15 protein-coding genes and 1 tRNA gene are annotated in these 19134 nt (G+C 74.4%); 7 read left to right on the top strand and 9 right to left on the bottom strand.

Features of this window, described 5'->3' with window-relative positions; genetic code table 11:
• Window positions 1–155: 155 nt before the first annotated feature.
• Complete coding sequence (locus AB0B39_RS12410) at window positions 156–818, bottom strand: DUF3159 domain-containing protein (protein WP_357493442.1); 663 nt, start codon at window positions 816–818, stop codon at window positions 156–158.
• A gap of 185 nt (window positions 819–1003) precedes the next feature.
• On the opposite strand from AB0B39_RS12410, the gene AB0B39_RS12405 reads away from it, so the two are divergent.
• A complete protein-coding gene (locus AB0B39_RS12405) occupies window positions 1004–1891 on the top strand; it encodes a phosphatase PAP2 family protein (RefSeq protein WP_357493208.1) in 888 nt (295 codons plus the stop codon).
• Window positions 1892–1899: 8 nt separating this feature from the next.
• Window positions 1900–2568: a maleylpyruvate isomerase N-terminal domain-containing protein gene (locus tag AB0B39_RS12400; RefSeq protein ID WP_357574382.1), complete on the top strand. Its 669-nt coding sequence runs from the start codon at window positions 1900–1902 to the stop codon at window positions 2566–2568.
• 98 nt (window positions 2569–2666) lie between these two features.
• Here AB0B39_RS12400 and AB0B39_RS12395 read toward each other — a convergent pair whose 3' ends face one another.
• Both AB0B39_RS12395 and AB0B39_RS12390 read right to left on the bottom strand, forming a co-directional pair.
• On the bottom strand, window positions 2667–3530 hold the full coding sequence (locus AB0B39_RS12395; protein ID WP_357493205.1) for a DUF1028 domain-containing protein: 864 nt from the start codon (window positions 3528–3530) through the stop codon (window positions 2667–2669).
• Between the two features lie 39 nt (window positions 3531–3569).
• Entirely contained in the window at window positions 3570–4880 is a 1311-nt protein-coding gene (locus AB0B39_RS12390; protein WP_357574312.1) for a low temperature requirement protein A, read from the bottom strand.
• Window positions 4881–4944: 64 nt separating this feature from the next.
• On the opposite strand from AB0B39_RS12390, the gene AB0B39_RS12385 reads away from it, so the two are divergent.
• Complete coding sequence (locus tag AB0B39_RS12385; RefSeq protein ID WP_357493438.1) at window positions 4945–5928, top strand: LLM class F420-dependent oxidoreductase; 984 nt, start codon at window positions 4945–4947, stop codon at window positions 5926–5928.
• Window positions 5925–6716, top strand: a complete 792-nt coding sequence (locus AB0B39_RS12380) for an SDR family oxidoreductase (protein ID WP_357493200.1) — start codon at window positions 5925–5927, stop codon at window positions 6714–6716. Before AB0B39_RS12385 ends, AB0B39_RS12380 begins: the two co-directional genes overlap by 4 nt.
• Here AB0B39_RS12380 and AB0B39_RS12375 read toward each other — a convergent pair.
• Window positions 6713–7516 (bottom strand): class I SAM-dependent methyltransferase, encoded by an 804-nt coding sequence (locus AB0B39_RS12375; protein ID WP_357493197.1) that lies wholly within the window; start codon window positions 7514–7516, stop codon window positions 6713–6715. The two genes, AB0B39_RS12380 and AB0B39_RS12375, sit on opposite strands and share 4 nt — an antisense overlap.
• Window positions 7517–7522: 6 nt before the next feature.
• Between AB0B39_RS12375 and AB0B39_RS12370 the strand changes: the two genes are divergently transcribed.
• Together AB0B39_RS12370 and AB0B39_RS12365 are read left to right on the top strand one after the other, a co-directional pair.
• Window positions 7523–7789 carry a hypothetical protein gene (locus AB0B39_RS12370; RefSeq protein WP_357493195.1) on the top strand — a complete coding sequence of 89 codons (267 nt, stop codon included), beginning with the start codon at window positions 7523–7525 and terminating at the stop codon, window positions 7787–7789.
• Window positions 7776–8336 (top strand): hypothetical protein, encoded by a 561-nt coding sequence (locus AB0B39_RS12365; RefSeq protein ID WP_357493193.1) that lies wholly within the window; start codon window positions 7776–7778, stop codon window positions 8334–8336. The genes AB0B39_RS12370 and AB0B39_RS12365 overlap by 14 nt, the downstream gene beginning before the upstream one ends.
• A 19-nt stretch (window positions 8337–8355) precedes the next feature.
• Here the strand turns inward: AB0B39_RS12365 and AB0B39_RS12360 are convergent, their stop codons facing one another.
• The 5 genes from AB0B39_RS12360 to AB0B39_RS12340 form a co-directional block, all read right to left on the bottom strand.
• Entirely contained in the window at window positions 8356–10737 is a 2382-nt protein-coding gene (locus AB0B39_RS12360; RefSeq protein WP_357574381.1) for a transglutaminaseTgpA domain-containing protein, read from the bottom strand.
• A gap of 80 nt (window positions 10738–10817) precedes the next feature.
• Window positions 10818–11975: a DUF58 domain-containing protein gene (locus AB0B39_RS12355; protein WP_357493191.1), complete on the bottom strand. Its 1158-nt coding sequence runs from the start codon at window positions 11973–11975 to the stop codon at window positions 10818–10820.
• A gap of 14 nt (window positions 11976–11989) precedes the next feature.
• On the bottom strand, window positions 11990–12985 hold the full coding sequence (locus AB0B39_RS12350) for a MoxR family ATPase (RefSeq protein WP_234587888.1): 996 nt from the start codon (window positions 12983–12985) through the stop codon (window positions 11990–11992).
• A 27-nt stretch (window positions 12986–13012) separates the two neighbouring features.
• Window positions 13013–15637, bottom strand: a complete 2625-nt coding sequence (locus AB0B39_RS12345; protein ID WP_357574311.1) for a fibronectin type III domain-containing protein — start codon at window positions 15635–15637, stop codon at window positions 13013–13015.
• A 208-nt stretch (window positions 15638–15845) separates the two neighbouring features.
• Window positions 15846–18545, bottom strand: a complete 2700-nt coding sequence (locus AB0B39_RS12340; RefSeq protein ID WP_357574310.1) for a tetratricopeptide repeat protein — start codon at window positions 18543–18545, stop codon at window positions 15846–15848.
• Window positions 18546–18776: 231 nt separating this feature from the next.
• Here AB0B39_RS12340 and AB0B39_RS12335 point away from each other — a divergent pair.
• A tRNA-Leu gene (locus AB0B39_RS12335) sits at window positions 18777–18860 on the top strand.
• Window positions 18861–19134 lie beyond the last annotated feature (274 nt).

The following is a 19134-nucleotide window of genomic DNA, read 5'->3' as shown; positions in this document are numbered from 1 at the left end:
ACGCAGCGGGTCGACCGGCCCACCCCACCGCCCGGACTGAAGACTGCCGCGAAAAAGCCCAGAAATTCCGGCTGTCGCGGGATCACACCACAGAGGATGACGGAGTAACGTACGTCACCGGAGAGGCCGCTCCCCCCGTGGCGGCCTCTCCACTTTTATGCCCGCCGGGACCCGTGCCCTGCCTGCTCGTCGGGCCGGACGTCCGGGTCGCCGGTGACCGGGTGACGCAGCCCCGGGTGCCCGGTCGGCAACGACCGGCGCAGCACCACCCAACTCACCGCCAGCGCCGCCGCGACCAGCGGCCAGGTCAACGCGATCCGGGCCACCACGAGCGCGAGCACCTGCCCACTCAGGTACAGCGGGACGAACACCGCCACCCGCACCACATAGGTCGCCGTCCACACCCAACTGGCCCTGCCGTACCCGCGCAGCAGCGCCGGGTCCCGCCGCCACCGGGTCCGCTGGCCCAGCGCCGCGCCGACCAGCACGCCGAGCAGCGGCCAGCGCACCACGATGCTCACGGCCCAGGCCAGCGCGCTGGCGGCGTTCGACAGCAGCTGGATCAGAAAGAAGTTCTCGGCCCGCCCGGTCCGCACCGCGATCAGCGCCGCGACGCAGACGGCGAGCAGCCCGATCAGCACCGAGCGCGGGCGGTCACCCCGCCGCAGCCGTACGCCGGCCACCACGACGCCCACGGCGAGCGCCGCGCCCACCCCGGCCCACAGCGACTCGCCCCCGATCAGCCAGCCCAGCGCGAACGCCACCGGCGGCAGCGTGGCGTCCACCGCGCCCCGCCGACCGCCCAGCAGGTCCGCCAGGGACTCGACCGGGGCCGTCCCACCGGCGTGTGGACCGGCCGCCGCCGCCCGGTCCGGCCCGGGCTCGACCTGGCCGGACTCCCGCCCCGGTGTGCCGTCCACCGCCACCTCCTCGCCTCGGTCCCAACCTAACCGGCGGGAGCCGGTGGGCCACCGACCGACCGGCCGGCACCGGCCGCTACGGTGTGCGGATGCGCGCGACGGCACGGGGTTGGACCGCGGTCTGGTTGGTCGTACTGGCCCTCGTCCAGGCGGCCGCCTTCCTCGCCGTCTGGCGGGTGGCCCTGCACACCGAGATCGGCCAGTGGGTCGACACTGTCGCACTGACCGGCAACCAGATCGGCCACGACCGCATCGACGGTCCGGTGGACCGGATCCTCAACGCGATGTCGGTGGTCTCCCTGCTCGCTGCCACCGCGATGATCGGCTTCATCGCGCTCATCCGGGGGCGGATCGCCCTGGCCGTCACCGCGACCCTGCTCATCGCCGGGGCGAACGTCTCCACCCAACTGCTCAAGTACGGCCTGAGCCGGCCCGACCTCGGCCTCGACCCGGACCGCGCAGCGGTGGGCAACAGCCTCCCCAGCGGGCACACCGCCGTGGCCGCTTCGGTGGCGGTCGCGCTCATGCTCGTCCTGCCGCCAAAGGTGCGGGCCGTCGGCGCCTTCGTCGGCGCGAGTTACGCCGCCCTCGCCGGCGTGGCGACCCTGTCCGCCGGTTGGCACCGGCCCAGCGACGCGGTCGCCGCCTACCTGGTGGTGGGCGTCTGGGCGGCGCTGGCGGGACTGGTCCTGCTGATCACCCAACGCGAGCAGGCCCAGATCGCGCCCGGCGACGCCCACCGCGTCGCCGCGATCGTGCTCGGCGTGGCCGGCGTGCTCGCCCTGATCGCCTCCGGGCTGGCCCTCACCTGGCTGGTGGACCTGCGCGGGACCGGGCCGGAGGAGTTGAGCCGCCGCCCGCTCTTCGTCGGGTACGCGGGCAGCGCCGCCGGCATCGCCGGCACGATGGCGCTGGTGATGGCGCTGGTGCTGACCGTCGTGCATCGGCTGGTGCCGAGGGTCAAGGGGTGAGCCGACCGATGGACCCGGTTCGTGCCGCGTTCCGTGCCGAGTGCGGACGGCTCACCGAGGTCCTGGCCGAGGTGGACGACGTCGACCTCGACCGGCCCACCCCCTGCCCGCCGTGGACCGTCCGGGAGTTGCTCGCGCACATGCGTACCGGCGCCGGACGGTTGGCCGACATGCTCGCCGCCCCCGCACCTCCGCGCGCCGAGGTGGACGCCGCCCGCTACTTCGGCGCGGCGAAGTTCACCCCGCAGGTGGACGCCGACCGCATCGCCGGCGGCCGCCGCGACGCGCGGCAGGCGAGCGGGGAGGCGTTGGCGACCGGGTTCGAGCGGGCCTGGCGGGCCGCCGACGCGGCGGTCGCCGGAGCCCCGCCCGATCGGGTGGTCCGGACCCGCCACGGCGATGCGATGCTCCTGCACGAGTTCCTGCGGACCCGGGTGGTCGAGGTGGGCGTGCACGGCCTGGACCTGGCGGCGGCGCTGGACCGCCAGCCGTGGCTCACACCGCACGCCGCCGCGGTGATCGCCGACCTGCTCACCGCGGGGCGACCCACGCCTGCCGCGTTGGGCTGGGACCGGCTGACCCTGATCCGCAAGACCACCGGACGTGCCGCGCTGACCGGCCCGGAACGGGCCGCGATCGACGCCGCCGGCTTCCGCTGGCTCGCCTTCGGCCGCTGACCCGACCACCCTGGACCGTCAGCGAGTGCCGCTGGCGCCGCTTTGGTCGGTCGGCTCGCCGGACCGCGCGCGGGCCCGGGCGACGCCGGGCTGCCCGGTCAGCTCGCCGGGCGGGGTGCGGGAACGTGCGGGGCGACGCCCCGCAGGTGCGTGAGCACCACCGGGTCGATGCGGCCCGGCACCAGCCGCTCCTCCAGGTTCTCCAGCCCCGCCCAGGAGAACAGCGCCGCCTCCGGCCCGTCGTCGCCGACCGGGTGACCCAGCGCGGTGAGCAACGTCGCGACCTCGTCGGCGACCGCGCCGCTCAGGTCGAGCAGGGTCGCCGGGTCGGGTCGGCTGAACAGCAGGGTGTGCACGGCCAGCAGCCGGCCCAGTTCGGTGACCGGGTCGGGGTGGTCGTCCACCCGCAGGTCGATCAGCACGTCGCTGGTGCCGCCGTACCCTCCGCCGCGCTCGACCACCAGCAGGCCGGCGCTCTGCCGGCCGCGCCGGTCCCCACCGGCCTCGTCACCGGCGCGCAGCGCGGCGACCAGCCGCTCGGCGAACGGCAGCGCCGAGGAGGCCAGCCACGTGTCGCCCAGCGCGTCGACGACCTCCGGGCCGGTGAGGATGTTGCCCTGCGCGGCCCAGCCGTCGCCGGTGCGCCCGCCGGCCCACGGGTGGCAGGCCGGGCCGGTCCAGCTCGCGCCCGGCCCGCTGACGCCCACCACGCCGAGCTGCCGGTGCTCCCGCTCGGCGTCGGCGGCGACCAGGCCGGCCACCACGTCGGCGGCGCCCACCCCGGTGCGCAGCAGAGTCAGCCCCTGCGGGCGGTAGGCGAGATTGACGTGCGCCTGGGTGGCCAGCGCGCCGACCTCGGCCTGCGCGGCCGGCACCAGCGCCCCGGCGGCGAGGAACTTGCTGGCCACGACGACGCCGTGGCGGCGGCCGTCGGCGGATCGGGCGACGAGGGAGAAGGTCACTCGCCGAGACTATCCGGCCGTTCGGCGTACACCGACGGCTCAGAACGGCGTCGCGGCGGCCTCCGGCGGCCCGCCCCGCGCCCGGCGGGCGTCGGCGACCGCGACGCCGCCCAGCACGACCACTCCGGCGGCCGACGCGGCCAACCCCGGCAGGAACAGCAGCGGTACGGCCACCGCCGCCAGCACCAGGATGGCGATCCAGCGCGACGGGGAGACCCGCCCGAACACCTCGTACTCGAAGCGGGCCCGGCCGGCCAGGAACAGCGCGGGTCCGCCGAGCGTCATGGCCAGCCACGTCGGTGGGGCATGGCCCAGCGGGTGGTCGATGATCAGCTCGTAGCCGACCGCCGTGGCGGCCAGGCCGACCACCATGACCAGGTGCGTGTCCGCCGCCGAGCGACCGATGTTGGCCGGGTGACGGGCCGTCATCACCGCCTCGGCCAGGATCTGCCCGGCGCGCTGGACGTAGATCCGCCACAGCATGATCGACGTGGCCACCGCGAGCGCGAAGGCCAACGCGTGCCCCGACTCGTAGGTGCCCTTGCTGTAGGCGAAACCGGCCACCAGGATCGTCTCGCCCAGCGCCACGAGGAAGAACTGCTGGTACCGCTCGGCCAGGTGCTCCCCGGCGATCTCCCACTTCGAGACCGTCGACCGGCCCAGGCCCGGCACCGGCCAGCCGCACCGCGCCGCCAGGTACTCGATGAGCAGCGCCAGCGTCCAGAGCACCACCTGCCCGTTGGTGGCCAGCAACGCCCCACCGATCCAGAACACCCCGCTGACGGCGAAGACCACTGTCATCCGCACCTTCAGCCGGCGGTACGGATGTGGCCCCAACGCGATCGACAGGATCAGCGGCCGGGTCACCTGCGCGATGACGTACGCCGTCGCGAACATCAGCGAGGTCTCGCTGAAGGCCCGGGGGATCGCGACCCCCATCACCATGCTGGACACGAGCGCGGTCAACACCACTGTCTGCAGCGGCGCCCGGTACGGGTCGTAGCGGCTGGTCGTCCACGCGGTGCCCTGCCAGACCGACCAGAGGGCCAGCAGCAACAGCAGCGTCTTGCCACTGCCGGTGACCGCCGCCCAGAGGTGCTGCCGCGCCGGGCTCTCGGTCAGGTCCTCGAACGCGCGCGCGGAGATCCGGGTGAGCGCGAAGACGTAGACCAGGTCGAAGAAGAGCTCCAGGAACGTGGCCCGACCGGGCGCGGCCGCCGCCGGGACCGGCTCCAGGTGTCCCGCCGCCCTGGAACCCATGGTCAGCGGCCTGCGCCGGTGCTCCGGTCCACCTCGAAGTCGTAGCACCTCGGCCGGGGCGCGCAGCCGCGAACCGGCGATTCTGCCCACTTCGGGGATCTTGCTCGCGGGCACCGTCAACGGGCACGATCGATCGGTGACGAATCGATGGGGCATGACGGTGCCGTTGGGCGGGATCCCGCTGGCCGATCACCAGGCGGTCTACACGACCCTTGATCGCGCCGGGTTCACCGACGTGTGGTCCTCCGAGGTCGCCGGGACCGACGCGTTCACGCCGCTGGCCCTCGCCGCGGCGTGGCAGCCGCGGCTGCGGCTGGGCACCGCGATCACCCCGGTCTTCACCCGTGGCCCCGGGCTGCTCGCCATGAGCGCGGCGGCGCTCGCCGAGGCGGCACCGGGCCGGTTCGCGCTCGGTATCGGCGCGTCCTCGCCGGTGCTCGTGCGGGACTGGAACGCGGTGCGGTTCGACGAGCCGTTCCGGCGCACCCGCGACGTCCTGCGGTTCCTGCGCGCCGCGCTGCGCGGCGAGACGGTGGACGAGGTCTACGACACCTTCACCGTGCGCCGGTTCACCCTCGAACGGCCACCGGCGGTGCCGCCGCCGATCCTGCTCGCCGCGCTGCGCCCGGGCATGCTCCGGCTCGCCGGCGCCGAGGCCGACGGGGTCATCCTCAACTGGCTCAGCGCCGACGACGTGCCGCGGACCCTCGCCGAGTTGGGCGAGCGACGTGCCGGCTTCGAGATCGCCGCCCGGATCTTCGTCTGCCCCACCGAGGACACCGCGTACGCCCGCACCCTCGGCCGCCGGCTGATCACCAGCTACCTCACCGTGCCGGCGTACGCCGAATTCCATCGGTGGCTCGGCCGCACGGAGGCGCTGGCGCCGATGTGGGAGGCCTGGGCGGCGGGTGACCGGCGTGCCGCCAGCGCGGCGGTGCCCGACGAGGTGGTCGACGCCCTGGTGCTGCACGGCTCGCCGGAGCGGTGCCGGGCCCAGGTCCGCCGCTACGCCGACGCCGGCGTGGACGTGCCGGTCCTCGCGCTGCTGCCCACTCCCGAGGTGACCGCCGGCAGCGCCGCCGCCCTGATGACCCTCATCGCCCGGTTGGGCACCGAGCCCGTGGGAGCGTCCGCGTGAACCTGACCGACCGGATCGCGGTGGTCACCGGCGGGGCCGGTGGCATCGGGGCGGCACTGGCACGGCGCTTCGCCACCGAGGGCGCCGCAGCGGTGATCGTCGCCGACCTGGACGCCGAGGCGGCCCACGCGGTGGCCGAGAGCATCGGCCCGGTGGCGCACGCCGCCGCCCTCGACGTCACCGACGAGGCCCAGGTCCGCGCGATCGTCGACGACACCGAACGACGCTTCGGCCGCATCGACCTGTTCTGCGCCAACGCGGGAGTGACCACCGGCGGGGGAGTGGAGGTCGACGACGCGGCCTGGGACCGCGCGTGGCGGGTCAACGTGCTCGCCCACGTCTACTCGGCCCGCGCGGTGCTACCCGGGATGCTCGCCCGCGGCGGCGGCCACCTGCTGCACACCTGCTCGGCGGCGGGGGTGCTGACCGCGGTGGGCGACGCCGCCTACACCACGACGAAGCACGCCTCGGTGGGCTTCGCCGAGTGGCTCGCCATCACCTACCGGGACCGGGGCATCCGGGTCAGCGCCCTCTGCCCGCAGGGTGTGGACACCCCGATGCTCGCCGACGGCATCGTCGAGGGCCACCTGGGCGCCCGGGTGATCGCCGCCTCCGGAGCGGTGCTCAGCCCGGACCAGGTGGCCGAGGCGACCATCGCCGGGCTGGCCGAGGAGCGGTTCCTGATCCTGCCGCACCCGGAGGTCGCCGACTACGCCCGCCGCCGCGCCGAGGACCCGGACGGCTGGCAGGCCGGCCTCCGCAAGCTGGTCCGCCGGCTGACCGCTTAACGCCCCGGGACGCGTCCGGCGACCAGGAGGTGCGCGCTCGATCCGACCAGCGCTGGCTCGGTGCTGTAGACGCGGGCCAGATCCAACGCCGCGGAGAAGACCGCGTCCTGCCCCGGCCCGCCCGCCGCGGCCTCCGCAGCCGTCCACGCGGGGCCCTCCACCCCGTGTACGACGACGTCGGTCAGCCCCGCCGCCGAACACTCGTCGGTGATCTCCTCGACCCGATGGAAGTAGGCATGGGTGAAACCGGTCCGTGGATCGTTGGTGCCGTCGGTCAGGAGGCTCTCGGCCTCGTCGAGGAGCCTCTCGTCGAGGCGTCCGGTGGCGGCGAAGTCCAGCGGGCCGGCGAAACGGGAGATGGCGGCGGCCACGACGTGACCGCCGGGGCGGGTGACCCGGACGGCCTCCCGTAGCGCCTTCAGCCGGTCGGCACGGTTCACCAGGTGGTAGAGCGGCCCCAGGAGGAGCGCCACGTCGTACGCGTCGTCGGCGTCGGGAAGCGCCCGCGCGTCGGCCACCCGGGCCTCGATGGGCGGCTGTCCGCCGCGTGCCTGGGCGACGTGACTCGGCACCAGGTCGACGAGGCGGACCTCGTAGCCGGCACCGGTGAGGGCCCTCGCGTACTCGCCAGTGCCTCCGCCGATGTCCAGGACGCGGGCACCCGGGCCGGGCAGGAGATCCCGCAGGAGCTGCGTCGTGCGGATCCACTCCAGCCGTGCCTGGGGGCGGGCGGACAGCCGCTGGTCCTCGCGGTAGCGCAGCGTGTAGTAGTCGACGATCTCGCTCGTGTGCTGATCCACCCCCCGATGCTCGTCGTCGCGCCTATTCGCCGCCACCGTGTTTCCGCTCCGGCGCGCGACTCCTCCCTCGAAGGCGGGAACGGGTTCACCTCCGCCGGGGAGGAGGCGCGCGTCCGGCCCGCAGATCATCGGTTCATGAATGCCACTCGATCCGCAGCGATCGACCGGGTGCGGCGATGGGCGGTGGCCTGCGGCGTCTTCGTCGTCGGTGCGATTGCCCTGCGTCTCTACCGGATCGCCCTCGACGATCGGAACGCGCATGACATCCACTGACTCGGGCCGTACCTGGGCCGCCGCTCCCGCGCCCTGGGCTGTCGGGGCCGCGTACGCCGTCCCGCTCTGCGTCCTGCCGTCCGCGATCTGGCGACTGTCCCTCGTGTTCACCGACGACGCCGTCACGACGTGGTACATGATCTTCCTGTCCGTCCTGTCGATGGGCCTGGCCCTGTCGACACTCGGGCTGGTGCACCACTGGGGACAGCAGGTGCCGCACTGGGTGCCGCTGTTCGGCAGGCGTTCGATCCCGGCACGCCCGGTCGTGCTCGCCGCGGTGGTCGGCGGCTCGTTGCTCGTCGCCATCTGCCTGTACCTGGTGCTGAACAGCACGTTCCACGTCGTGAACCGCGGCTGGGTGGGGATGGGGCGGGACGAACCGGCGCGCACCCCGCCCGGCTGGGACGTGCTGCGGTACTACGCACCGCTGGCCGCGTGGGGCCCCCTGGTGATTGCGGTGGCCGCCGACTACGGCCGCCGCGCCCGGCTCCGATCCCCCCAACCCGCCACCGGTGATCAAGAGGTTCGGGTCAGGAACGGGTCCTGACATGACGCGAACCTCTTGATCACCGCGTGGGTCGGCGGGCGTGGGAGTGGGGGGACCGGCGGGCCTGGTGCAGGGGGGAGGGGTGGACGGACCAGAGCAGGCGACGCCACCAGGGGCGGGCCAAGCGCAGGTTGGCGACGTAGGCCGTGGCCACCTCGGCGGCGCGGGCCGCCTGATCGGCCGCCGCGGCCTCGGGGGCGAAGCCCACCTGATTGAGCAGCGTCGCCAGTTCGTCGACTGCCGGCTCCGCGCTGGGCACGCCGCCGCCGGGTGTGGCGCTGCCGTTCGTGCCGCTGCCAGGTGCGCTGCCACCGCTGGTCGTGCCTGCTCGGGCTTCGGCAAGGGCCTGGCGGGCCTGCGCGGCCACCTCGGTCGCCGCCAGGTCGTCACCGACCGGACGGCCGGCCAGTCGCAACGCGTCGGTGACCTCCCGCCAGGCGCCGGCGATGCGCTGGCCGGGGTCACCCCCCGCCAACCGCTTGCGGGTGAGGGAGCGGCGCATCGCCACCAGGGTGAGCAGCAGCGCCCCCACCAGGAGCAGCAGCGCACCGCTGCCGCCCGCGACCAGCACCGGCGTGGACGCGCCACCCCGTGCGGGCGGGCCCTCGGCGGCGGCCACCGGCTCTGGCGACGCGATCGGCTCCACAGTGGGCGCCGGCGCCTCCGACGGCGGCGGGTCCTCCGGGGTCGGACGGAAATCCTCCTCCACCGGCCTCGGCTCGTTCTCCGGGCGGGGCAGCGGGTTGAACGCCACCCAACCCAACCCGTCGAAGAGCACCTCCGGCCAGGCGTACGCGTCACCGGCCCGCACCGGGCCCTGCCCACTGCAGGAGAAGCCGACCACCACCCTCGTCGGCAGACCGGAGAGCCGGCCGAGCACCGCGAACGAGGCCGCGAACTGCTCCGACGTCCCGCGCTGCCCGCCGCCGTTGCGCGGACCGAAGAGGAAGAACGCCAGATTCGGGTACGCGTGCCCGCTCGGCGCGTCGGCCACAACCCGGTAGTGCTCGGCCAGGAACTGCTCGATCGCCGCCGCCCGCTCGTAGGGGGCGCCGTTCTCCTCGGCGAGCTGTGTCGCCAACCGGCGCATCGGGTCGGGCACCCCGTCGGCGACCCGCAGCACCCGGGCCACCTCCTCGCCGGCCGGCACGTTCGCGGTGGCCAGCAGGTTGTTGTCCGGGCGTTCCCGGGCCGACGTCACCGTGTACCGCAGCCCCGGCGTCAGTCCCTCCGGCCTGATCAGCGTGCCCGTCGCCGGGTCGTACGCCACCCGCGCCCCGCTGACCTCGCGCGGCGTCGCCACGGCCGGCAGCAGCCGACCGCTGAGCTCCGCCACGGTGATCTCCTGCCGAACACTGTCCACGGTGCTGTCCCGGGCCGGCGCGGTGGCCGGCAGGATCCGCCCCGCGTTGCGGTACGTCGCGCCGACCCGCCAGGTGATCCCGTCGTAGTCGCTGAGCACCGCCAACCGGATCTGTACGCTGCGACCCGCCTTCGAATCGTCCGCGCCGCCGGTCGCCTTCGGATCGTTCGCAGCGTCGGCCGGCGGGGTGGCACCCACCGTGTTCACGTCGAGGAGTTTCTGCTCCGGGCGCAGCGCCCACCCGGAGATCCGGATCAGTGGGTTCTCGTCGAGCGTCTGCACCTGCGGTGGCTCCACGTACCGGCGCGGGTCCACCGGACGCCCGTCGACCTGACCGGCGACCACCGGGCCGAGCAGCGCGACCAGGCCGATCACCAGCGCGACGCCGAGCGCCGCCGAGGCCGCGAGCCGAAGCCGTACCGCCGCGCGCGTCCCCGGGGCGAGACCGGCCGTCGGGTCACCGCCGGCCGACGGCGTACCCGAAGGCGCGGCCAGCCCGACCGCCGCGACCGCGACGAAGGCGACAGTCGTCCCGATCGCCGGTTCGGCGTTCGGGCCGACCACGTAGAGGGCCGCCGCGTAGAGCCCCGCCGCCGGCAGGTAGCCGAGCAGCACCCGGCCGGTGCGCAGCGCCACCTCCGCCCCGGCCAGACCGGCCAGCCAGGCCGCCACCACCGGGACCAGCACCGTGTCCGGTGTGGGCTCCACGGGAATCATCGCGGTGAGCAGCCGGGGAATGCCGTTGCGGGCGGCGTCCGCGCTCACCTCCAGCAGGCTGCCCGGCAGGTCGGCGTGGGTGGCGGCCAGCCGCAACGCCCACAGCGTCCAGCCGGCCATCGCCGCCATCGACACCGGTGCGACAAGCCAGGACGGCAGCCGTCGGGTGGCGACGCTCACCAGCACCGAGCCCACCGCCGCGCCGATCACCAGCCGGGTCAGCAGGTCGCCCGCGTACACCCGACCGAGCACCACCCCGGCGAGCGCGGTGAGCGTGATCAGCGCCAGCGGCACGACGGCCGTCCGCAGCGCGCGTACCACCCGCGCCGCGGCGCTCGGGCCGCCGCCCGCCGGCGGCGCCTGTCGACGGGCCGCCGTCTCCTCCTGCGGCGCGATGCCCGTCACCACCGGCGTACCCCGTCCCACTCGGCGGCGAACTGCGCGCCGTCCGCCGCGTCGACCACCACCAGACCGGCAGTGCCCGCCGGCGTCGGCTCGGCCGCGCCGAACACCCCGACCACCACCGACGGGTACGCGCCGCGCAGCGCGCCGACGTGTCCCAACCCGTCCCGACCATCGGGGCCGGTCAGGAAGACAAGTGTGTCGCCGAGCCGGTCCTGGCGCAGCCGGGTCGTGACCGCGCGCAACGCGTCGGCCTCGTCGGACAGGTCGGCGGCGGCAAGCCGGTCCAGGGGCCCGAGCGCGGGGCCGTCCCCGCCGTCCCCCTGCTCCGGGCCGACCAGCAGCATCAACACCGGCAGGTCCGCGCGGTGCGCGGCGGTGACGACCGACGCCGCCGCCTCACACGCGGACTCGAACGACTCGGCCACCCCGCCGGACCGCTGCGGATGCGCGGCGGCCCGGTTGTCCAGGAGGACGACCAGGCGCGGCAGGCTGGTGTCCACGTTCTCGCGCACCATCAGCTCGCCGACCCGGGCACTCGTGCGCCAGTGCACCCGACGCAGTTCGTCACCCACCACGTACTCCCGCAGCGAGTCGAACGTGATCGACCCGTGCGGCACACCGTCCACCCGGCCGTCGAGGCTGCGGCCCGCGCCGCGGGGCACCGCCGTGAGCGGATGGATCCGGGGATGCACCCAGACCGGCGTCGTCCCGCCGTACGGGCGGGCCAGCGCCACCAACCCCAACGGGTCGCGCCGCGTCACCCGCAGCGGACCGACCGGCACCACCCCGCGACGGTCGGTCGGCACGTCGTAGCGGACCTCGGTGTCCCGACCGGGCCGCAGGCGCAGCAGCGGCACCGGCACGGCACGGCTCCCGCACCGGTCCTCGGCCAGTAGGTTCGCCGAGCGCAGCCGGCCGGCGTTGCGCACGGTGAGCGTCATGCTCGCCGGCTCCCCGCGCGCCACCCGGTCCGGGTCCGCCTGGCGGTCGACCACCAGTCGGGGCCGCCAGGCCGCGGTCAGCGCCGCGTAGCCGACGGCCGCGCCGGCCGCCGCGCCGAGCAACGTCAACTCGGGGTACGCGAAGCGGAACCCCAGGCCGAGCAGGACGACGGCGGCGACGAGCAGCCCGACTCCGCGGGCGGTGATCCCCATGGCGCTGCTGCCGGTCAGCCCTGCACCGGGGCGGGCTGCCCCGACGGCAGCGGCACCGGCACCGAGGCGATGGCCTGGCGCAGCACCTCCGCAGGGGTCACCCCGCGCACCTGCGCGTCCGGGGTCAGCAGCAGCCTGTGCGCGAACACCGGCTCGGCGAGCGCCTTCAGGTCCTCCGGCATGATCCAGCCCCGACCGTCGATCAGCGCGTACGAGCACGCTGCCCGGGTCAACGCGATCACGCCCCGAGGGCTGACCCCGACGCGTACCTGCGGATGCGTGCGGGTGGCGGCGGCCAGCCGGACCGCGTACGCGTAGAGCGGCTCGGCGATGTGCACCCGGCGGGCCATCCGGACCATCTCCCCGACTGTCGCGGTGTCGGTGACCGGGGCGAGCGCCTCGGGGGAGCGGACCGTCGCGCCGCGCAGCACCTCCACCTCGACCGCCTCGTCCGGGTAGCCGACGGACAGCTTCACCAGGAAACGGTCGAGCTGCGCCTCGGGCAGCCGGTAGGTGCCGTCCATCTCGACCGGGTTCTGCGTGGCGACCACCAGGAACGGCGCGGGCACCGGGTGCCGGACGCCGTCCACAGTGACCGTGCGCTCCTCCATCACCTCCAGCAGCGCCGACTGGGTCTTCGGCGACGCCCGGTTGATCTCGTCGGCGATGACGATGTTGGCGAAGACCGGCCCCGGGTGGAACTCGAAGTCACGGGTCGCCTGGTTGAAGATGGTCACGCCGGACACGTCCGAGGGGAGCAGGTCGGGCGTGAACTGGATGCGCCGCCACTCACCCTTCACCGTCGCGGCGATCGCCCGCGCCAGGGTCGTCTTACCGACCCCCGGCACGTCCTCCAGCAGCACATGACCCTGGGCGAAGAGCGCGGTCAACGCCAACCGGACCACCTGCGGCTTGCCGAGCACCACCGCGTTGACGTTCTCGGCCAGCCGGGCGGCCAGGGCGGCGAAGCCCTGCACCTCCGGCTGGGTGAGCGGCTCGTGGGTGTTCACGGTCGGTGGTGCTCCTCGGCTGGTGGTTCAGCAGGTGGGCAGGACGTTGATGTTGTCGCCGCCTTCCAGGTTGAGCCAGGCCCACGGGATGTAGTTCTTCCCGCTGTACTCGACCTGCACCCACCAGGTGCTGCGCTTCTGATCGTTGTAGATCCACGAGTCGACGTCCTCGCCGGACTTCTTGCAGTACGCCTTCAGCCGGGTGCCGGGCTTCGCCCAGCCCTCCTGCTTGTCGTTGTCCTGCCGGGTCACCGAGAAGATCTCGTTGCCGTTGCGGCCGTCGACGTCCCTGTTGCAGTACGTCCGCTGGTCGCCGTCGGGCCCGTTGTTGCACGTCGCGATCCCGTACAGCGGCTCGGTGCTGTCCGCCCGCTCCGCGGTGCCCTTACCGGCGGCGTTGCTCGCCGTCACGGTGAACGTGTACTTCGTGCCCGGCGTCAGTCCCGTCATCGTGATGCTGGAACACGCCCCGGCCTTCGCCGGCTCACCCGACGTGCTCAGCGAGCAGGTGGCCTTACCGCCGCCCGCGTCCACGGTGAACGTGACGGTCGCCGACGTGGCCGTCGCCGAGGAGCCGGTGACCGTGACCCGGGGCGCGGCGACCGTACGGGCCGTGGCGGTGGCCTCCGGACCGGGCCCAGCCTCGTTGACCGCCTTCACCTTCACCGTGACGTTCTGGCCGTTGCCCAGCCCGGTGACTGTCGTGCGGGTCTCGGTCACCTCGCTCGTCCTGCCGCCGACGTCCACCTGGTACTTCGTCACCGGTCGGCCATTGGCCTCCGCCGGCGACCACTGCACGGTGACCGCGCCCGGCTGGTCGGCGACCGTACCGGCCTGCAGGTCGAGCGGCCGACCCGGCGCCGCGAACGGCACCACCGTGTTGCTCACCGGCGACGCCGCCGAGCCGGCGCCCTTGTCGTTGACCGCCACGACTGTGAACGCGTACTGGGTGCCGAACTCCAGCTCACCGGCCGGCACCACAAGCTCCGTCTTCGTCGACTCGCCGGCCGGCGCGTTCGTCCCCGCCGACGTGGCCGTCACCGCGTACTTGGCGATCTTGTTGCCCTGCCCGTTCGCGGCCGGCCACTTCACCACCACCGTGCCGTCCGGCCGCTCCTGCGCCGTGACGCTGGCCGGTGGATCGGGCACCGCTGCGGTCGGGGTCACCGGGTTGCTGCTGCGCGCCGGGCCGTCACCCTTGGCGTTCACGGCGTGCACCGCGAAACGGTACGTCTCGCCGTTGGTCAGCCCCTTGACCTCCACCGAACGCTGGTTGGCGCCCACCTCCAGGCGTTGACCGGCACCCTGCACCACGTACCTGATGATCTCGGCACCGTTCGCGGCGGCCGGCCGCCAACTCACCCGGGCCTGGGCGTTGCCCGCGGCGGCGGTGACGCTGCGCGGCGCGCTCGGCTTGCCCACCCGGGGCTTCTTCGGCGGGGGCGGCGGCGGGGGAGCCGGCGGCGGGTCACCGCCCAGCACGTCGTTGGCGTACTTGTCGACCTCGCGCACCTGGTGCTTGTCGTCCACCACCCGGGCCGTCGCCGAGTCGGGCGAGTTGATGAAGAGGTGGTTCTCCCGCACCTCCATCTCCAGCGGCCCGTTCGCCCTGCCCTTGATCGTGTCGACCAGCTGGCCGCCCGCGTCGAAGGAGTAGATGGTGCCGGTCGCCTCGTCGGCACAGTAGAACCGGTCCGCCCAGGCCACCGCCGGGCTCAGCCGGTCGCCGCTGCCCGGCACCGTGAACGCCCGCTCCTCACCGGCGTCACCCACGACCAACACCCGCCGCTCGGCGGGCACCGTCACCGGCACCCGCGGCCCGGAGGTGCGGGTCGGCATCGCCGCCGGGCCGGGCAGTGTCAACGGCGTCGGGCGGACCTCGCCGCGCTGCACCCGCACCAGCCGGGCGGCCGTACGGTCGAGCACCGCCACCCCGTCGTCCAGGGTGGAGACCACCAGCTCGTGGCTGGCGTCGGCCACGTCGTACGTCTCGACCCGCTCCGGGCTGAGCCCGCCACCTGCCGGCGCGGCCGAGGCCGGCGCGGACGGCAGCTTCGCGGCGGTGATCGCCGAGACCGTGCCCTCGCTGGGCACCGCGATCCAGAGCCGACCCTCGCCGTCGAACGTGCCGCCGGTGATGCCCGGGGGATAGCGCACCGGCTCGCCGACCGGGCTCAACGACCGCGGGTCGAGCTGCCGCACGATGCCCTGCACGGCGTCGACGACGAACGCCGCGTCCTCGTGCAGGGCGACGCTCACACCCAGGCCGGGGGTGGTCGGCGTGGTCGCGGTGAGCTGCAGCGTGGCCAGGTCCAGCGAGCTGATCTGCCCGGTCTGCAGATCGCGCAGGATCAGCAGCCGATCGGTCTGGGCGACCTGCATCGGGTGTCGGCGGGCACCGGGAACCTCGGTGCGGGTGTCCACCCGGGCGGTGACCCCGTTGACCCGGGCCAGCTCGCTGCGGACCGCGCTCCACAGCCAGGAACTCGCGTCGTAGTTGGCCACCGCGTTGTCCGCAGCCCCCAGCCCCAGGACGGTCAACCCCATCGCGGCCAGCAGCGCGGTGACCGTGCCGACCGTCACCAGCCCGCCGCGCAGTCGGGACCGGGAACGGGGGGCGTCGGTCCGCTCGGCGTCGTCGATGCTGGCCACAGCCGGCTGCCTTCCCTGAGTCGTGGCAGGTGGCGTACGCCTCGCGGCGACCCCTCCCCTGAGCCGGGTGCCATCATATGGCTCGGCCGGGAACGGGGGAACCCGCACCGTCACCCCTGTGGATACCGAGCGTGCGCAGTGGACGCCCAGCTCAGCTCGACGATCGCGAACCCGACTGTGTCGACTCGGCGGCGCGGACCGCTCAGGATCAGCTCGGCGGTGTGGACCGTTCGCGCTTGGTGCAGACCTGGCTCGAGGTGGCGAAGCTGTCCGTGGAGTAGACCGCGAGCACTGTGAAGCAGTAGTCCACCCGGGAGCTGAGACCGTTGATGGTGTGGCTGGTCCGCCCCGGTTCCACGGTGGCCATCACCCCCAGCGCCAGACCGGCCCGTCCACCGGCGACCATGAACGGCACCGCACCCCCGGACGGGTCCGTCCAGGTCAGAGTGATCGTCACGAGGTCGTCGCGCAGCTTCAGGTCACCGGGAGGGGGACCGCTCACCGCCGGCGCCGCCGTCACCGCGTCGCCGGCCGGGGGTGGCGCGTCGTCGCGGTTCAGTACCACCGCGCCCAGGCCGGCAACCGCGACCAGGGCAACCCCGGCCGCCACCGCCGCACCGATCAGCGTCGCCCGGCTGCGACCCGTCGAAACACCCTCATCGGCGTACGCGGTCGAGTAGGGGTCCTGCTGGTACCGCTGCCCCGGATACACCTCGTGGCTCTGCTGGTAGGGCTGCCCCGGGTACTGCTGACCGGACGGGTACTGCGCGGCGGGCGGCGGCGTGACGGTGGCCGGCGGCCGGTAGGCCGCGGGCGCGAGGGGCGCAGCCGTCATGTCCTGGGGCGGGGCCGGCTCCGGCCCGACGGCCGGGAACACCTCCGTCGACGCGGACGCGAAGCCCGACGGCTCACCCTGCACGGTCGGCAACGGTGGGCTCGCGACCGGCATGCTCTCGCCGCCCGCCGTGGACAGGCCGCCCAGGGTGGGCGCACCGCCCGGGGTGGCCCCGTTGCTCGGCGTGGGCACACCGCCCAGGGTGGCCGCACCGCCCAGGGTGACCGCGCTGGTGGGTGTGACCGCGCTGGTGGGTGTGACCGCGCTGGTGGGTGTGACCGCGCTGGTGGGTGTGACCGCGCTGGTGGGTGTGACCGCGCCGCCCGGGGTGGCCGCGCTAGCGGGTGTGGTCTCTGCGGCGTCCGTCCGTGGTGGGTCCACGGGGTCCCCGGCAGTCGTGGGTAGCGGATGCGGGGGCGCGCTGCTGCTCCAGGGGGGAGCGGTCAGTCCCCACGGTGGCGCGCTCACCGGCGGCGCGCTCACCGGCGGCGCGGAGACGGGCTGGCTGTAGCCGGGTGGTCCGGATACGGGGTAGGGGTGGGCTGGTGGTCCGGACACGGGGTAGGGCTGCGCCGGTGGTCCGGACACCGGGAACGGCTGCGCCGGTGGCCCCGACACGGGATAGGTGTGGAGGGGCGGCGCGGACACCGGCGGTCCGTAGCCGGGTGGTCCGGACACGGGCTGGGTGTGAGCCGTCGGTGGGCCGGAGGCGGGGTGGGGCCGGTCGGGCGGTCCAGAGACGGGTTGGCCGTGCTCGGGCGGAGCCGACACCGGACGCGAAGGGCCCGCGGCCGGTGCGGAGGTCGAACCGACAGGCGGCGCGGAGACCGGCTGCGTCGCGGCGGGCGTCGCGCTGCCCGCGTGGTGCAGGGGTGGCCCGCTCACCGGGCGGGAGGGCGCCGGGTCTGGACTCGTCGGGATGGTCCCGGAAGGCCCCGGCCGGTCCGTCGTGCGGGTCGGCCCGCTCGGCCCGGCCGCTGCGACCCGGGCGGCCTCCTCGGCCAGCAGGGGCTCGATCTGCCGTACCTGAATGGTCGGGTCGGCCCACCGCGGAGCCGGCGCCGACGGTGGGGGTGCCGAGGGCGCGGCGGAGGTCTGCGCGGCGACAGCCGGGGCCGGACTCGTCGGGTGGACCGGAGGGCGAGCCGGATCCGCGGCCGACGGCGTGGAGGGCGGCGCCTCGACGACCGGGTGGATCGGCTGGTCACTCGTTCGCTGACGCGGCGGTGTGGGTGGTGGCTGCTGCCGGACGTACGGCGTCGGCCGGCCGGCGGCCTGAGGCGGCGGCGCGACCGGTGGGGGTGACGGCGGCGGCTGCTGCTCGGTCCGCTGGCGCGGCGGCACCGGCTGGACGGGCGTTGCCGGCGGCGGTGACATGACGGGCGCGGGCGGGACCGGATGCGCGGGCGGTGCCGGCGTCGGCGACATGGGTGACGAGGTCGGCGCCCCATGGGTGGGGGCCGGGGGAGGCGGTGGGGCCCAGGGCGACGCAGAAGCCGGACCATCGCCCGCCGCCGGGCGCATCGCGGCCAGGGTCGCCAGGGACAGCGTCGGACCGGTCAACGCCGATCGGGCGCCGGAGTCCTTCGTCGTGGCAGCGGGGGCGGACATCGGCGGTCCGGCGTCCAGCCGGGTCTGCCCAGGGCTGGCCTCGCCGAGGTAGTCGCGGGCGGCGCGTACCACCGGGTGGTGCTCACCGAGCACGGCGGGCCCGGCGCTGGCGACGCGCGTGTAGTTGCGGCGGGCCTCGTGCCTGTTGCCCAACTCCTCGGCGACCTCGGCCAGTTCGAAGGCGAGCGCGAGCATCGTCGGCTCGGAATGGTCCCAGCGCCGCTCGCCCGCCGCGAAGGCCTCCTCAAGCACCCGGCGGGCGGCAAGCGGGTCGTCCGCCTCGCGGTGCAGGCGGGCCAGCAGGTGCGCGGTGTGCAGCGTCTCGGGGTGGTCCTCGCCGTACGGCGGACGGGCGGACCCGACAGCGTCCGCAAGCAGCTGCCGGGCAGTGCCGAGGTCGCCCTCGGTGCGCAGTGCGAGGGCCCGTTGCTGGACGGCGGCCAGAGGAGAGGGATGGGACACAGGGCAATGCTGCCCGGCACCGGGCCGCCGACGCTACCCGGGCTCACACCCGATCCCGCTTCGGTGACCTCGCGTGACGGGTGTGAGCAGGGGCGGGAGGGCGACCGGGCAGGCGCCGGTGGGCGATGTGCATGATCCACGAGCGCCGTGTACAGTAACTCCCCGTGCGGCTCGCCGTGCCGACCTCGGATGGAAAGATCATCTGGGCGGCGAGGTAGGCTGAACGAGCAGGTCCGGGTGGCGGAATGGCAGACGCGCTAGCTTGAGGTGCTAGTGCCCGTATAGGGCGTGGGGGTTCAAGTCCCCCCTCGGACACAAACAATTGCCCCACGGTGCGCGCTGAGATCGGTTTCAGCGTGCACCGTTTGCGCTTCGGGGTGGTATGTCAGCCGCAGGCCGAGCTGGCGGTAGACCTCGGCTTTGTCGGCGGGGTCCGCGTCGCGGAGCACGGTGACGATGTCCCCTAGGGCGTGAACCAGCGCGGTGATCTCTGCCTGGGTCATCCGGCGTGGTGCGGCGGAGTTCCCTGCGTGCAGCTGCGTTTCGGCTCGGGTCCGTTCGGCCTGTGTCTGGGCTATCCACTTACTGA

This window comes from Micromonospora sp. NPDC049114, assembly GCF_040648635.1.
In the GTDB taxonomy this organism is placed as follows: domain Bacteria; phylum Actinomycetota; class Actinomycetes; order Mycobacteriales; family Micromonosporaceae; genus Micromonospora.
The sequence above is the reverse complement of the archived record's forward strand: the minus strand, read 5'-3'. Positions and strand labels throughout refer to the sequence as shown.

Bases quoted from the DNA above. Each gene is read 5' to 3' on its own strand.
- AB0B39_RS12355 (WP_357493191.1), bottom strand. From the start codon at position 11,975: ATGGGGATCACCGCCCGCGGAGTCGGGCTGCTCGTCGCCGCCGTCGTC.
- AB0B39_RS12385 (WP_357493438.1), top strand. From the start codon at position 4,945: ATGACGGTGCCGTTGGGCGGGATCCCGCTGGCCGATCACCAGGCGGTC.
- AB0B39_RS12370 (WP_357493195.1), top strand. From the start codon at position 7,523: ATGCTCGTCGTCGCGCCTATTCGCCGCCACCGTGTTTCCGCTCCGGCG.
- AB0B39_RS12365 (WP_357493193.1), top strand. From the start codon at position 7,776: ATGACATCCACTGACTCGGGCCGTACCTGGGCCGCCGCTCCCGCGCCC.
- AB0B39_RS12400 (WP_357574382.1), top strand. From the start codon at position 1,900: ATGGACCCGGTTCGTGCCGCGTTCCGTGCCGAGTGCGGACGGCTCACC.